This is a genomic window from Actinophytocola sediminis, assembly GCF_054779715.1.
In genome coordinates this window covers 1-14,924 of record NZ_BAAGXS010000039.1, presented here as the reverse complement: position 1 = coordinate 14,924, position 14,924 = coordinate 1, and the positions used below count along the sequence as shown (strand labels likewise).

At 69.6% G+C, this 14,924-nt stretch carries 10 protein-coding genes and 1 pseudogene; 8 read left to right on the top strand and 3 right to left on the bottom strand.

Annotated features, from left to right (window positions below; translation table 11 throughout):
* The first annotated feature begins 69 nt into the window (after nucleotides 1-69).
* The 7 genes from ACYVIP_RS24270 to ACYVIP_RS24240 all read left to right on the top strand — a co-directional run bounded on the left by ACYVIP_RS24270 (nucleotide 70) and on the right by ACYVIP_RS24240 (nucleotide 10,730).
* A complete protein-coding gene (locus tag ACYVIP_RS24270) occupies nucleotides 70-5,109 on the top strand; it encodes an alpha/beta fold hydrolase (protein ID WP_460400151.1) in 5,040 nt (1,679 codons plus the stop codon).
* Entirely contained in the window at nucleotides 5,102-6,544 is a 1,443-nt protein-coding gene (locus tag ACYVIP_RS24265; protein ID WP_460400149.1) for an FAD-dependent oxidoreductase, read from the top strand. Before ACYVIP_RS24270 ends, ACYVIP_RS24265 begins: the two co-directional genes overlap by 8 nt.
* Nucleotides 6,545-6,692: 148 nt before the next feature.
* Nucleotides 6,693-7,355, top strand: coding sequence for an O-methyltransferase (locus ACYVIP_RS24260; protein WP_460400147.1), 663 nt, complete (start codon nucleotides 6,693-6,695; stop codon nucleotides 7,353-7,355).
* Between the two features lie 26 nt (nucleotides 7,356-7,381).
* Nucleotides 7,382-8,224 carry a 3-hydroxyacyl-CoA dehydrogenase family protein gene (locus ACYVIP_RS24255; RefSeq protein WP_460400145.1) on the top strand — a complete coding sequence of 281 codons (843 nt, stop codon included), beginning with the start codon at nucleotides 7,382-7,384 and terminating at the stop codon, nucleotides 8,222-8,224.
* A 4-nt stretch (nucleotides 8,225-8,228) separates the two neighbouring features.
* Nucleotides 8,229-8,510 (top strand): phosphopantetheine-binding protein, encoded by a 282-nt coding sequence (locus tag ACYVIP_RS24250; RefSeq protein ID WP_460400143.1) that lies wholly within the window; start codon nucleotides 8,229-8,231, stop codon nucleotides 8,508-8,510.
* Nucleotides 8,503-9,624, top strand: a complete 1,122-nt coding sequence (locus tag ACYVIP_RS24245; RefSeq protein WP_460400141.1) for an acyl-CoA dehydrogenase family protein — start codon at nucleotides 8,503-8,505, stop codon at nucleotides 9,622-9,624. The genes ACYVIP_RS24250 and ACYVIP_RS24245 overlap by 8 nt, the downstream gene beginning before the upstream one ends.
* A 32-nt stretch (nucleotides 9,625-9,656) precedes the next feature.
* Nucleotides 9,657-10,730 (top strand): HAD-IIIC family phosphatase, encoded by a 1,074-nt coding sequence (locus tag ACYVIP_RS24240; RefSeq protein ID WP_460400139.1) that lies wholly within the window; start codon nucleotides 9,657-9,659, stop codon nucleotides 10,728-10,730.
* A 712-nt stretch (nucleotides 10,731-11,442) separates the two neighbouring features.
* On the opposite strand, the gene ACYVIP_RS24235 is transcribed toward ACYVIP_RS24240, so the two are convergent.
* The 3 genes and pseudogenes from ACYVIP_RS24235 to ACYVIP_RS24225 all read right to left on the bottom strand — a co-directional run.
* Nucleotides 11,443-12,579: a group II intron reverse transcriptase/maturase gene (locus ACYVIP_RS24235; RefSeq protein WP_460400137.1), complete on the bottom strand. Its 1,137-nt coding sequence runs from the start codon at nucleotides 12,577-12,579 to the stop codon at nucleotides 11,443-11,445.
* Nucleotides 12,580-12,589: 10 nt separating this feature from the next.
* Nucleotides 12,590-12,805, bottom strand: coding sequence for a hypothetical protein (locus ACYVIP_RS24230; RefSeq protein WP_460400135.1), 216 nt, complete (start codon nucleotides 12,803-12,805; stop codon nucleotides 12,590-12,592).
* 531 nt (nucleotides 12,806-13,336) lie between these two features.
* Nucleotides 13,337-13,875: pseudogene (locus ACYVIP_RS24225) on the bottom strand (ISL3 family transposase); the annotation flags it as partial.
* A gap of 209 nt (nucleotides 13,876-14,084) precedes the next feature.
* On the opposite strand from ACYVIP_RS24225, the gene ACYVIP_RS24220 reads away from it, so the two are divergent.
* Entirely contained in the window at nucleotides 14,085-14,693 is a 609-nt protein-coding gene (locus tag ACYVIP_RS24220) for a hypothetical protein (RefSeq protein WP_460400133.1), read from the top strand.
* The last annotated feature ends 231 nt before the right edge of the window (nucleotides 14,694-14,924 follow it).

Below are 14,924 nucleotides of genomic sequence, written 5' to 3'. Positions count from 1 at the left end.
GTTCGTCGGCGGTGCGACCGACGAGGAGATGTTCGCCTTCATCGACGAGGAGATCGGGGAGCACGAGCGGTGACCACTGATGACACGGCGACGGCTGACGACAAGGTCAGGAGTTACCTCAAGCGGGTCACCGTCGAACTCCACCAGACCCGTTCCCGGTTGCGCGAGCTGCGCGAGCGGGAGCAGGAACCGATCGCGATCATCGGCATGGCCTGCCAGTACCCTGGCGGTGTCGCCTCGCCGGAGGACCTGTGGGATCTGGTCGCCGACGGGCGCGACGCCATCACCGGGTTCCCCACCGACCGCGGCTGGGACCTCGACGCACTGGTCGACCCGGACGGCGAGACCCCTGGCACGACCTATACCGCGCAGGGCGGGTTCCTGCGCGAGGTGGCGGAGTTCGACGCGCGGCTGTTCGGTATCTCGCCGAACGAGGCGCTCGCCATGGATCCGCAGCAGCGGTTGCTGCTGGAGACCACCTGGGAGGCGATCGAGCGGGCCGGCATCGACCCGACCTCGCTGCGCGACTCCGACACCGGCGTGTTCGTCGGCACCAGCAACCAGGACTACCACGAGTTGCTCGGCCCGCTGCGCGACGAACTTGCCGGCTACCTCCTGTCGGGCAACGCGTCGAGCGTGTTGTCCGGCCGGATCGCCTACACCCTCGGGCTGTCCGGCCCGGCGGTCTCCGTGGACACCGCGTGCTCGTCCTCGCTCGTCGCGCTGCACCTGGCCATCGCTGCCCTGCGGCGTGGTGAGTGCACGCTCGCCGTTGCCGGCGGGGTTTCGGTGTTGTGCACCCCGAACGGCTTCGTGCTGTTCTCCGCGCTGCGCGGCCTTTCGCCGGACGGCCGCTGCCGCTCGTTCGCCGCGGCGGCCGATGGCACTGGTTGGGCGGAGGGCGCTGGCGTGCTGCTCGTGGAGCGCCTGTCCGACGCGCGGCGGCTCGGTCACCCGGTGCTGGCTGTGCTGCGGGGCAGCGCGATCAACTCCGACGGCGCCAGCAACGGCATCACCGCGCCGAGCGGGCCGGCGCAGCGCGCCGTGATCCGGCGGGCGTTGGCCGGTGCCGGTCTCACACCGTCCCAAGTGGACGTCGTGGAGGGACACGGCACCGGAACACCGCTCGGCGACCCCATCGAAGCCCAGTCGATCATCGCGACATACGGCCAGGGGCGCGACCGTCCACTGTGGTTGGGTTCGATCAAGTCGAACATCGGCCACACCGCCGCCGCCGGCGGCGTGGCCGGCGTGATCAAGATGGTGCAGGCCATCCGCCACGGCGTCCTGCCACCGACGTTGCACGTGGATGAGCCGACCCCGAACGTCGACTGGACGGCCGGCACGGTGGCGCTGTTGACCGAGTCGCGACCGTGGCCGGACACCGGGCAGCCGCGGCGGGCCGGCGTGTCGGCGTTCGGCGTCAGCGGTACCAACGCACACGTGATCGTCGAGCAGGCTCCGCCGGCCGACAGCGCGTCAACCGACAGCGCGTCAACCGACGGTGTGCCAACGAACCCCGCCGCACCGTCGGCCGCCCTCGCCTGGGTACTCAGCGCCGGCACCGCCGACGGACTGCGCGCCCAGGCCGAACGGCTGCTGGCCGTCGAGCCGCACCGCGGGCCGGCCGACGTCGGGCATTCGCTGGTCGTCGGCCGCGCGAACCTGGGTCACCGGGCGGTCGTGCTCGGTGCCGACGGCCATGAGCTCCGCCGGGGCGTGGCCGCGCTCGCCGCCGGCGAACCCGATCCCGGGGTCGTCCTCGGCACCGCGACCGACCACTCCGGGCAGCCGGTGTTCGTCTTCCCCGGCCACGGCACGCAGTGGCTCGGCATGGCCGACGAGCTGCTCGCGACCTCGCCGGTGTTCGCCGCCAGCATGGCCGAGTGCGCCGCGGCCATCGAGCCGCACGTGGACTGGCGGTTGCTCGAGGAACTGCGCGGGGACCGGCTCGGCCGGGCGGACGTGCTCCAGCCGGTGACGTTCGCGGTCATGGTGTCGCTCGCCGAGCTGTGGCGTGCGCACGGCGTCGAGCCGGCCGCGACAATCGGCCACAGCCAGGGCGAGTTCGCCGCCGCGGTGGTGGCCGGCGCGCTCGGGCTCGACGAGGCTGCCCGGCTGCTGACCCGCAGGGCGGCGGCACTGGCCCCGCTGTTCGGCAAGGGTGACATGAGCGCGGTGTCCCTGTCGCCGGAGGAGACCGCGGAGTTGATCGCCCCGTGGGGATCGCGGCTCGCGATCGCCGCCGTCAACGGCGCGCGGTCGGTGGTGGTCTGTGGCGAGCTGACCGCGCTGGACGAGCTGGTCGAGACCGGCACTCGCACCGGTGTGCGGGTCCGCCGGGTGTCGCCTGGCTACGCCTCGCACGGCCCGCAGGTCCAGACCATTCGCGCCGAGTTGCTCGCCGCGCTCGTCGATGCTCGTCCTGGCCCGGCGGACATCCCCCTGTACTCGACGGTCACCGGCGAGCGGCTCGACACGTCCGGGATGGACACCGAGTACTGGTACCGCAACATCCGCCAGCCCGTGCGGTTCGACGCCGCGGTGCGCGCGGCGCTCACCGCGGGGCACCGGACCTTCGTCGAGGTCAGCGCACACCCGGTGCTGACCGCGGGCATCGCCGAGACCGCGCACGAGGCGGGCACCGACCCGCTGATCACCGGCACGCTGCGCCGCGACGAGGGCGGGCTCACGCGGTTCCTCGCCGCCGCCGCCGAACTGCACGTGCGCGGACACCGGGTCGACTGGTCGGTCCTGTTCCCCGGCGCGGCCGGGGTCGACCTGCCCACCTACGCCTTCCAGCGCGAGCGGTACTGGCCACCGATCCCGCGGCGGGCGGTCGCCGATCGGTACCGGGTGCGCTGGTCCCCGATCGTGGCGCCGGCTCCGCGACCGCTGTCGGGTACCTGGCTGGTCATCGACGCACGCGACGACGCGCTTGGCCGGGCGCTCGCTCGGCACGGCGCCACCGTGGTCGATGTGGCCGCCGCGGACATCGCAGACGCCGCGGACGCCGCCGGCCTCGCAGTCGATGGACCGGTGTCCGGAGTGGTGTCCGAGGCCGACGCCGCCGGCACCCTCGCGCTGGTGCGGCGACTCGACGCCCCGGTCTGGTTCCTCACCCGCGGCGCTGTGTCCACAGGGGACGACGACGCCGCGCCGGACCCGTGGCGGGCCGCGGTCTGGGGAGTGGCGCGCACCGTCGCGGTGGAGGCCCCGGAACGGTTCGCCGGTCTGGTCGACCTGCCGGTCGAGCCGGACGACTCGTGCTGGCGGCAACTGTGCTCGGTGCTGGCCGACCCGGGGGAGCGGGTGCTTGCCCTCCGCCGAACCGGCGCGTTCGTCCCGCGGCTGGTCCACACGGAGCCCAGTGGCCGACCGTGGGAACCGCGCGGCGCGGTGCTCGTGACCGGGGGCAACCTCGTGCTGTTGCGCCATCTCGCGGCCGCTGGCGTCGAGCGCCTGCTGGTGACCGACGACCCCGGCGAGGACCTCGGCGTGCCGGTGACCGTCGGGGGGCTGGACGAACTCGCCGCCGACCCGGCGCTGACCGCCGTCGTGCACGCCGTCGACCGCCACGACGAAGGGCCGCTCACCGATCTCGACGGCGACCGACTGGCGGCCGTGCTCGACGCGAACGTCGCGACCGCGTGGCGGTTGCACGAGCTGACCAGTGGTCGTGAGCTGGCCGCGTTCGTGGTCTTCTCCTCGGTCGCGGGCACCTTCGGCGGCATCGGACAGGTGGCCTACGCCGCGTCCGCGGCGTCGCTGGACGCGCTCGCCGAGCACCGCCGCGCGCATGGCCTGCCGGCCACCTCGATCGCCTGGGGCCCGTGGGGGGACGACGACGAGGAGCGACTGCGAAGGCTGCGCGTCAGGGGGCTGCGGGGTCTGCGCGTGGCCACCGCGCTGGAGTCGATGCTCGACGCCGTTGGCGGGCCGCCGGCCGTGCTGGTGGCCGACCTCGACTGGCCCGTGTTCGGCGCCGCCGTGGCCGCCGGCAGCTTCGTCGAGGCCGTGTACCGACCCGAACGGCGTGCCGCCGCGGCGCTCGCCGACACCAGGTCGCCGCTGGACCTTGTCATCGGCGAGGCCACCGCCGTGCTCGGCCTTGACCCGGCGGAACCGGTCGCGCCGGACCGGGAGTTCCTCGCACTCGGGTTCGACTCGCTGACCGCCGTCGAGCTGCGCAACCGGCTCGTCGCGGCGACCGGGGTGCGGCTACCGCCGTCGGTGATCCTGGACTACCCGACGCCGGCGGCCCTGGCGGCCAGGTTGGCGCCCGACCGGGGTGCGGCGTCCTCGACGCCGCCCGCCGGCCTGCTCACCGCGATGCTCGACCGGGCGCGGACCGAGGGTCGGGTCGACGAGTTCCTCCAGTTCCTTGGCGCCGCCGCCGGTTTCCTGCCGCCAAGGGCACCCGGTCGGGCCGTGGTGACCCGACTGGCGCAGGGACCCGCCGGCATGCCGTTGGTGTGCGTGCCATCGGTGCTGGCGACCTCCGGGCCACACCAGTTCGCCCGCATCGCCGCCGGGTGGCGTGGTGAGCGTGACGTGCTCGCGCTGTCGATGCCCGGGTTCGACCAGGACGACGTTCCGTCCACTGTGGACGGCGTGGTCGACCTGGTGTGCGGCGCCCTGCGCGCTGAGCTCGACGGTCGGCCGGCGTTGTTGGTCGGGTACTCCTCCGGCGGTCAACTCGCGCACGCGGTGGCCACCCGGCTGGAGCGCGACGGCGCCGCCGTGGCCGGCGTCGTACTGGTCGACACCTTTCCGCTGGCCGACCAGCCGCGCGGTGACGTGCGTCCGGCGATGATCGAGGCCATGCTGCGGCGTGCGGCGGACCGGGTCCCGGTCGACGACGGTCGGCTCGCCGCCATGGGTGCCTACCTACGGCTGCTCGAGGACTGGCGGCCGGAGAAGATCGGCGCGCCGACCTTGCTGGTGCGGGCGGGCGGAACCGCTGACGCCAAGGCGTCGTGGGACCTTCCGCACCAGGCTGTCGATGTGCCGGGCGATCATTTCTCGGTGGTTGAGGACGACGCGCCGGGGGTCGCCGACCGCATCCGCGCGTGGATCGAGGACGAGTTGGAGGAACACGATGGCTGACAGGATTCCGGTGCTGATCGTCGGGGCCGGCCCGTGCGGACTGGTCGCGGCGTGCCTGCTGCGCGGGCGCGGGATCGACGTGCGCGTGGTGGAGGCGGAAGCCGAGGCCGGGACAGGGTCGCGGGCGGTGTTGCTGTGGCCGCCGACGCTGGGACTGTTCGACGAGATCGGCGCCATGTCGCAGGCTCGCTCGCGAGGTGTCGGGGTGAGCGCGCTGAGCTTCCATTCGGAAGGCGCGACGCCGATCGACGTCCCGCTCGGGGAGGAGAACGCCGCGCTGCTGCTGCCGCAGGAGGCCAACGTCGCGGTGCTGGAGGACGCGCTGGTGAAGTTGGGTGGCACCGTCGAGCGCCGCACCGAGGTGATCAAGGTGGAGCCGGGGCCCGACGGTGTCGCGGTGTCCGCGCGCCGGGCCGATGGCACCGAGCTCGAGCTGGTCGCCGACTGGGTGATCGGTGCGGACGGTTCGCACAGCACGGTGCGCCAACAGCTCGGCATCGAGTTCCCTGGCGAGACCTATCCTGGAAAGTTCATCCTCGCCGAGGGTCGGATCGAGGGCGACTTCCGCCGCGACCACCTGCACTATCACCTGCGCCGCGCCGGCGTGCTGGTGGTGGCACCACTGCCCGGCGGTCGGGCGCGGATCGCGGGGTTCGTCGATGCGGACACGGTCGGCGAGACGCTGGACTCCGCGACGGTGCAGCGGATCCTGGACACCCGAGGGCCGGGTGGCCTCCGGTTCACCGACGTGGATACCCGCTCGGTGTTCCAGGCCCACGAGAAGGTGGCCACGGCACTGCGGAAGGGCCGGTGCTTCCTGGTCGGCGACGCGGCGCATGTCAATTCGCCGGCCGGCGGCCAAGGGCTCAACCTCGGGCTGCAGGACGTGCACAATCTCGGGTGGAAGCTGGCCGGGGTGATCGCGGGCCGGCTCGACCCGGTCGTGCTCGACACCTACGAGCCGGAGCGGTTCGCCGCGATCCGGCAGACGGTGCTGGCGACGCGGCGGCTGACCAAGCAGGGCATGCTGGGTCCGGCCGGCGTCAAGGTCCGCAATGCCCTGTGGCGGCTGTTGCGGGCGACCGGGGTGCTGGAGCGGCAGTACGCCCCGGCGATGGCCGGCTGGCGGTCCACCTACCCGGACGTGCTGTTCGGTGCGCGGTCCGGCAAGGACAAGCTCGCCGGTCGCCGCACCGCCCACTGGCGCCCGGCCGAGACCGGCCGGTTCCGACTGCTCACCCGCGGCGCGGACGCGGCAGCGCGGGGCGCGGAGTTGGCCAGCGCGCATCCGGACCTGGTCGAGCACGAAGAGGTCCGCCGCGGCAGGCCGGGTTTCCTGCTCATCCGTCCGGACGGCTACGCGGGCGCGAGTGGCGGCCCCGAGGCCCTGCCCGCCCTGGCCCGCTCGATCAGCACGATCACCACGGGGACGTGACCGCCCGGACTAGAATCCGTGAGCAAGTGGATCACCTGCGCATTCCGCTCACGACATTCGCGGAGACCTCGCACTTACTGACGGCACTTACTGACGGTGCGGTTGCGCGAACGTATGGGAGCCACCCATTCGCACAGAAAGAGGAGACGTGGCGAGCCAACTCGAAGTCACTGACGACCTGCTGTCCTATGTGAGACAGGTCTCCCTGCGTGACGACGAGGTCCTCCGCGACCTCCGTGAGCTCACCCTGGAACTACCCGGGGGCGAGAAGCTCATGGTCATGGCCGAGGAAGGCCAGTTGTTGGAGTTGCTGGTGCGGCTCAGTGGCGCGCGTCGGGTGGTGGACGTCGGTACCTTCACCGGCTACAGCGCGCTCTGCCTCGCGCGCGCGATCCCGCCAGACGGCACGGTGATCACCTGCGACCTCCACTCGCGGTGGGCGACGATCGCCGAGGACCACTGGAAACGCGCCGGTGTCGCCGACCGCATCGATTTCCGGGTCGGCGACGGGACGCGGACCCTCGCCGACCTGTACGACGAGTTCGGACCGAACTCGTTCGAACTCGTCTTCATCGATGCCGACAAGACGGGCTATCGGGACTATTACGAGGCGGCATTGCGGCTGCTCCCCGCCAACGGGTTGGTCGTCTTCGACAACACGCTCCTTTTCGGCCAGGTTGTCGACCCGGCGGCGCAGGACCCGAACACGGTGGCGATCCGTGCGTTGAACGAGTTCCTCCACGAGGACGATCGCGTGGACATCGTGCTGCTCCCGATGGGTGACGGCATCACCCTGGCCAGGAAGAAGTAGCGCGCTCGTCGACATAAGGAGATCGGATGACTCAGCAGGTCACGGTGCTTGGAGCGGGCGTCATGGGCACCGGCATCGCCACGCTCATGATCGCGCACGGGATCCCGGTGACGCTCGTCGACATCGACCCCGCGGTGCTGGCACGTGGTCGCGTCTCCGTCGACCGCCAGTTGCGGCACGCGCAACTGCTCGGTGCGGCGCCGGACGGCGTGGTGCCGGGGGAGTTGGTCACCAGCGCCGCCGTCGCCGACTGCGTCGGGTCGCTCGCGGTCATCGAGGCCGTCAGTGAACATGCCGAGCAGAAGGACAAACTCCTCCGCGAGGTGTCCGGCCTCGTCGCGCCCGGCACGGTCCTGATCTCCAACACTTCCGGTATCCCGATCGACGAGTTGGCCGCCTCGGTGGAGCGACCGGACGAGCTGGTCGGCATCCACTTCATGAACCCCCCGTACCTGATCACGATGGTCGAGGTGGCCCGTGGCCCCCGCACCAGCGACCGGACCATGGAGTCGGTGCAGTCCCTGCTGGACCTGGTGAACCGCCGCGGGATCGTGGTGCGCGACGCGCCGGGGTTCGTCACCAGTCGCCTGCTGCACCCGATGATCAACAACGCCGCCCGGCTGGTCGGGGAGGGTGTCGCGACGGTGGAGGAGGTCGACGCCCTGATGACGGGGTGTCTTGGCCATCCAACCGGGCCGCTGCGTACCGCCGACCTGATCGGTCTGGACAACCTGGCTGATGCCCTGGTGGCGCTGAGCGAACGCCTCGGAAACACCGAGTACCTGCCGTGCGAGCACCTGCTCGACAAGGTCCGGGCCGGTCGGCTCGGCCGCAAGTCCGGTTCCGGCTTCTACGAGTACGAGGGATGATCGAGTGACAACGAACGAGACTGTCGACAGCGTGGCCGGCTCCGAGGTGGCGACCAGGATCAGGGCCTACGTCGAGACCAAGGCGAACGCCGCGGTCGCGCACGACACGGATCTTGCCGAGGCCGGGATTCTGACCTCCATGGTGGCCATGGAGATGGTCGTGTTCCTGGAGTCCGCCTTCGAGATCTCGATCATCGGCCGGGATCTGAAGCTGGACAACTTCCGCACCATGGACAACATGGCGGCCCTGGTGACCCGGCTCCGCGAGACAGCGGCAGATGCCTGACAGCTTGGACGCTGACCGGGAGTTCGTTCGTGCCGCCGTCGCGGACCAGGCGGATGCCTGGGACGCGGCGGGTGCGGTACCGGTCGACGTTCTGCGCGATTTCGGCAAGCGGGGCCTGCTCTGCGCCCAGGTCCCGACTGTCCACGGTGGACTCGGAGCGAGTAGTCAGGTCAATGGCGAGTTCACCGCCTACGTCGGGGCACTGTGCAGTTCCACGCGGAGTGTGATGACCTCGCAGGGGATGGCGGCGTGGGCGATCCAGCGGCTCGGTGACCTCGAGCAGCGGGCCGCGTTCCTGCCCGAGCTTGTCGGTGGGCAGTTGGCCGCGGTCGCCATGACCGAACGCGACGCGGGCAGCGACCTGTCCGGCATCGCGACCGAGATCACCGACGACGGCGACGCCGTGGTGGTCACCGGTGCCAAGCGCTGGGTCACCGCGGCCCAGTACGCCGACCTGCTGGTGGTGTTCGGGCGCTACGCGGACGGCGCGGCGGCTGTCGTCGTGCCGACGGCCGCGGCGGGCGTGCGGATCGAGCCGGTCCCGACGCCGCTCGGCTGCCGGGCCGGCGGGCACGCGAACGTGGAGTTGGCCGCGGTGCGGGTGCCGGTCGGTAACGTCCTCGGTGGTGGCGGGCCGTCGATCGCGTTGCTGGTCACCACCGCGTTGGCCTATGGACGGATGTCGGTGGCCTGGGGTTGTGTCGGGATTCTGCGGGCCTGCCTGCGGGCGTCGACCACCCACGCCGCACGGCGCGAGCAGGGCGGCAAGCCGATCGCCGGGCACCAGCTCGTGGCCCGCCAGCTCGCCGAGCTGTACGTCGCCGAGCGCGCCGCATCCCTGGCCTGCGAGCACGCCAGCGACCGCTGGGACGCACGAAGCCCCGACATGGTGATGGCCGGCGTGCTGGCGAAGTACACGAGTGCCCGGCATGCGGCGACCGCGAGCGCGGCCGCCGTGCAGATTCTGGCGTCCTGGGGCGCGGCGGACAACGGGCTCGTCGCTCGCGCGTTCCGCGACGCCAAGCTGATGGAGATCATCGAGGGGACCAACGAGACCTGCCAGCTGCTGCTTGCCGAGCACGCGCTCTCGGCGGCCGCGTCCCCCCGACCGTGAACGGTGAGGAGCGAGTTCCCGTGGTGACACCGGTGAAGTGTCTGGTTTGGGACCTGGATAACACGCTGTGGGACGGAACCCTGCTCGAGGACGATCAGGTCGACCTCTTCGACGGTGTTCTTGACACCATCAAAACCCTTGATGAGCGCGGCATTCTGCAGTCCGTCAGCAGCAAGAACGACTTCGACCTCGCGATGGCTCGGCTGACCGAGTTGGGGATCGCGGAGTACTTCGTGCTCCCCAAAATCGGCTGGGGGCCGAAGTCCGAGTCCGTGCGTGAGATCGCCGACGAGCTCCGGTTCGCGCCAGAAGCCGTGGCCTTCATCGACGACCGGCCGCAGGAACGCGCTGAGGTCGAGTTCAACCTGCCCGAGGTGCGCTGTTACTCGGACGCCCAGGTGTCGTCGCTGGTCACCCTGCCCGAGTTCACGCCGAAAACGATCACCACCGACTCCCGTCGTCGCCGGCAGATGTACCAGGCCGGATTCCAGCGGGACGCCTACCGCGCCGACTTTCCTGGGCCGGACCAGGATTTCCTGCGCTCGCTCGAGGTCCAGTTGACGATCGGCAGGGCCGCCGAGGCGGAGCTCGGGCGGGTCGAGGAGCTGACGGTCCGGACCACCCAGATGAACACCACCGGCGTGTTCTACGCCGAGGAGACCCTGCTCGCGATGGTCGCGGACCCGGCGCACGAGGTGCTCACGGTGACCGTGTCCGACCGGTTCGGCCCCTACGGCGCGGTCGGCGTCGTGGTGCTGGACCGCCACCCCGGGGTCTGGCACATCAAGCTGCTGGCGACCTCGTGCCGGGTGGTCTCGCTCGGTGTCGGCGGACAGATCCTCAGCTGGCTGGTCAACGAGGCTGAGCGGGCCGGGGTGCACCTGCTCGCAGACTTCCGGCCGACGGAGCGAAACCGGATCATGGAGGTCACCTACCGGTTCGCCGGCTTCGGCGATGACTCGTGTGAGTGCGCCGAGGCCGTGCCGGCGCACGAGACCGGGTCGAACCGGTTGCACCTGGTGCCGGCACCGCAGCCGCTGTCAGCGGTGATCGCGTTGACCGCGGTGGACCTGCGTGCGCCGGCGAGCCTGGAGCGCGCCAGCTGACCGGCCCGCGCTGACGGAGGATCGTCCAGGTCCTTCTTGTCCGCGCCGAGGGACTGTCTCAAGATCCGCTCTGGCGCACGCCCTCGGTGCGTGCGTAGTGGTGCTCGAGGGTGATGGCGGCGATGACGGCGTCGGCGTCTTGGGCGATGCCTCGGGTGAAGGAGTGCAGGTGGGGTAGGTCCGTCTCGCGTGCGGCGGTGATCTAGGTCGTCAACCGGGCGAGGTTGTCCTTGTGGGGAGAGAGCAGAGCTGCGAAAGCGCGCACAACGCCTGGTAGTGCCGTCATCTCGGGACAGGCCGCGGCCAAGCTTTTGAGTCGTTCGTGTTGCCGTTCGGTGAGATTCTTCGGTCGGGTCAGCATTTGGGAACTCGCTGGATGCGCTCGGGTGTGGCCGCACGGCGTATCGCTTGACGGTGTTCATCGCTAGGCCGAGGCGGTGTGAGCAGTCCAGCAGCCCGACTCCGGCCTCGAGCAAGGCGTGGATCTGTTGCCATCGTTGGAGGGTGGTCTCGGCACGCTTCCCCTCGCGCAGTCCCGTGGCCGTGGCCCAGCACGCGCTGTGGGCGGCGACCTCTTTGCTCACGGCGTCGCATAGACCGTGCCAGAGAGCACTGGTGGGCCGCCGGCGAGGTGCCCGCAACACGGGTCCTTTTCCAGCGGCCCCCAGCCCGAACGACGCATGCGACTTTACGGCACGTCGCTCTCCGGTGATTACTGCGTGAGTTGTGGAGTTGACTGTCCAGAGTGGATCGCATCGTGGCAGGAGCGGCAGACCACCAGGGTCTTGCGCCGCCGTCGTGCCATTAGTTGCGCCCACTCCGTGGTGCACCGAGATGCCGTCCGTGTTCTTGCAGATCTCGCACCGATCCGCCAAGAGAACCGTGTGACCAGTGGCTTCCTGCCGCTGCGTTCGATCCTGGCCTCGAAGCACTTGCGTGGCCCGTGCGCGGTGCTGATGGTGGCCGCGTACTTGCTGGCCATCTTCGACACCGACGAACGGCGCTTGTTGGCCAAGGTCTTGAGCAGTGAGGTCTCCATGACCCAATGCAGTCGATAGAGACGATGGACGTTTCCGGCCAGCAGGTAGTACTGGACGATGCCCCTCCATTCGGCCCCATAGGTGTTGACGATGGTGTGGTCGTCCTCGTTGATCAGATGGGGCCTGCGCTCGGGTTTGCCGCGCGACAGGTAAGGGGCTTTCTTAGCCTTGATCACCGGCTCCGGCACCCGCAGGCTGACGATGCCGTTGGCGCTGCGACGGCCGCGGGTGACCTTGCGGTCGTTGTGGAGCACGCTGATCTCGTAGCCGAGGAACTTCGCCGCCTGGGTGCGAGCGTGCGTGATCAACGTCTTGTCCTGTGACAGTTCCAGTTTGAGTTCGTCACGCAGGAAGGTCGTCAGGCGCTGTTTGATCTCCTCGGCCTCGGCCTTGGGCCCGGCGAACCCGAGCAGGGTGTCGTCGGCGTAGCGGGCGTACTGCAAGCGTCGGAAGCCGGGATCATGGGGATCCCCGCTGGGCATACCGCGCACCTGCTTGCGCAGCTCCCGCGCCAAGGCGTGGTCGCCGCGCTGGTGCGCCCGGTCTCTGGCCGCTCGCACCCGGGCGTACTCGGTGCTCTGCTTCCGAACACGCCCTCGGGTGTGTTCCGGGATGAGGACCGTTTCGACGAACTCGTCCAACCGGTGCAGATAGATGTTGGACAAGGTCGGCGAGACCACGCCGCCTTGCGGGACACCGCTCAGCGTCGCGTTCCAGACCCAGTCTTCCAAGTATCCGGCCGTAAGCATGTTGCGCACCAGGCGAAGGAACCTGTTGTCGTGGATCTTCTCCGCCAGCGTGGAGAGCATGACCGAATGATCAAGACTTCCGAAGCAGTCCGATCTTGCCCAGTGACATGCCGTCCACGGTCTCCCCGGAGGCCCCGGGCGTCATCGCCCCCTTGTTGGAGTAGATCCGCCCGTAGGCCAGCAGATACAACTGCGGGTTGAACAACTGCCGATACAACTCATCCAGCGGCAGGCCACGCCTGCCGCGCTCACGCAGGACATCCAGCACCGTTTCGGCGCTCTGCATTACGCATACCTCTCGGATTCCGAATGCCCGATCACCTGGTCTGTTTCGCCCTGCGGACGGCCTTCCCGTCCTCCTCGGCCGGACGTGACTCCGGCGACTACTACCAGACCTCCGTCGCCATAGGACTCGCGTCCCGTAGGCGATCCCATGTTCGTCCTGGTCGTACGACAGCGTGACGTAGGCGTCCCACTCATCCCCTTGAATGCCCTCACTGGGCATCGTCCCGCGCTCTGGGGGTTGCCCCGCCATGGCATCAAGCCGGGGCAGGGCGCGGCGTCGGCTTCGGGCGTCTTTCCGACGGATGCGACCATCCATCAACCGGGAATTGGGATTCAGGCAATCCAGCTTTCGCCATATCACGCGGGTCCCACAACGGCCCACCATCGACGCCTTCACGGTGTCCGTTGCTTGCCTGGCATGCTGTGGTCCCCTTCGCCTTTCGGCTCCAGGTAAGCCAGCAGACCCAAGAACCTCCCTCCAAGTTCCTCCCGGCTGGGCCGGGGATACGACCAGGCGCCTCATAGCGCACTACCACCGATCGGCGACCTGGACCGCGTTCGGCAGCGCATCCCGCACAGCCTGCGCATACGCCGCCGAACCATCCCGGCACACAACCTCGACTCCCGGATGGGCCCGCAGCCAACCGGCCACCACCTGCGCACCGCGCCCGGGCAGCACGTCGATCCGAGCACCGGTGTCGGCGTCGATCACCACAGTGGCGTAGTCATAACCCCTGCGCAGGGCGAAGTCATCGATCCCCAGCACCCGCGGCACTGCGCGATCCGGCAACGGGATGCCCATCAAGACCCGCACCGCGGTGTCCCGCCCGACCGCGATCCCGAGAGCTGGCAGCAACCGGGCAGAGGCCCTGCCAGCCAGTTCACGCACGACACGGCGGATCTGTTCACCAAGCCGGACGGTGCGTCGCTGGTATCGCTCGACCAGACCTGGTACGGCTCCCGGAACGTCCGGCGTGCGCACTCTGCGACCAGGCAGCGCATCCGACGGATCCGCAACCTCACCAACACCCGACGTCCGTCAATCGGCACACCCGCCGGGACTCGCTCATGCCTCAGTTTCCATGGCACTGCCTCGACTTCGATGGCACCGGACACGCTGCCTGGCTGTGGTCCATCAGAGGGTGACCGCAGATGTTCGTGTGTTGTGACCGCACTTGCCGGTCAAGTTCATGATCAATATCGGTGGGAAGTGACGCATTTTGGCGGTTCAGGGGCGCGTTGGTGGTCAGGCTCGTGGGTGCTCATGCCAGGATCATGCTGTGGCTGATACGTCCGTCGTGCTTGATGTCCTCAAGACCCTGGCCGCGGTCGCCGTACCGGTGGTGGTCGCCGTCGTTGGTCACCGGCTGTCCCGGCGGCTCAAGTTGTGGGAAGCCAGCCAGTGGCGCAATCAGGAGCTGATCAAGGCCCGCCTGCATTACTACGGGCAGCTGGCTCCGATGATCAACGACGTGATGTGCTATCTGACCTTCGTTGGCCGGTGGAAGGAGCTCACTCCGCCCGAGGTGATCAAGATCAAACGCGACATGGACCGTATGTTTTTCTCCGCCGCTCCTCTGTTCAGCCAGCAAGCGTTCGACGCGTACGGGGACTTCGTGGGGGCCTGCTTCGAGGTATATACAGGTTGGGGCTCGGACGCCCAGATTCGAAGCGGGTCTGTCCGCAGGCGCCAGGCGCGGCCCGACTCGTGGGATCCCGAGTGGGAGAAGTTGTTCACGTTCAACGAGGATAAGGACATCAGCCGGCAGGACCTCGCCCACATCCGAGACCTGTACGACCGTCTCCTCGCCGTGCTCGTTGAGGACATTGAACTGTCTGAGCCTCGGACCCGCTACGCAACCAGCTTCGTGGTTTTCAACGCCCGTTGACCGCACTCGATGGGTTGGCACTCATACCCGTCCGGAGAACTGGCCGGGATGCTGGTCGACGCCGGTCTCGAGGCAGTCGCCGAGCTGCGGCTGCCAGCGCCGCCGCCGTCGCTGCGGCCCGCAGGTGCTTCTTGCTCGCGGTGCCCGGCCTGATCCCGCACGTGTGACCGGGGCCGTGCAGGACCTGTACATTCCCGCCTCCCGCCTCCCGCCTCCCGCCTCCCGCCTCCC

Bases quoted from the DNA above. Each gene is read 5' to 3' on its own strand.
- ACYVIP_RS24265 (WP_460400149.1), top strand. From the start codon at position 5,102: ATGGCTGACAGGATTCCGGTGCTGATCGTCGGGGCCGGCCCGTGCGGA.
- ACYVIP_RS24255 (WP_460400145.1), top strand. From the start codon at position 7,382: ATGACTCAGCAGGTCACGGTGCTTGGAGCGGGCGTCATGGGCACCGGC.
- ACYVIP_RS24245 (WP_460400141.1), top strand. From the start codon at position 8,503: ATGCCTGACAGCTTGGACGCTGACCGGGAGTTCGTTCGTGCCGCCGTC.
- ACYVIP_RS24235 (WP_460400137.1), bottom strand. From the start codon at position 12,579: ATGCTCTCCACGCTGGCGGAGAAGATCCACGACAACAGGTTCCTTCGC.
- ACYVIP_RS24230 (WP_460400135.1), bottom strand. From the start codon at position 12,805: ATGCAGAGCGCCGAAACGGTGCTGGATGTCCTGCGTGAGCGCGGCAGG.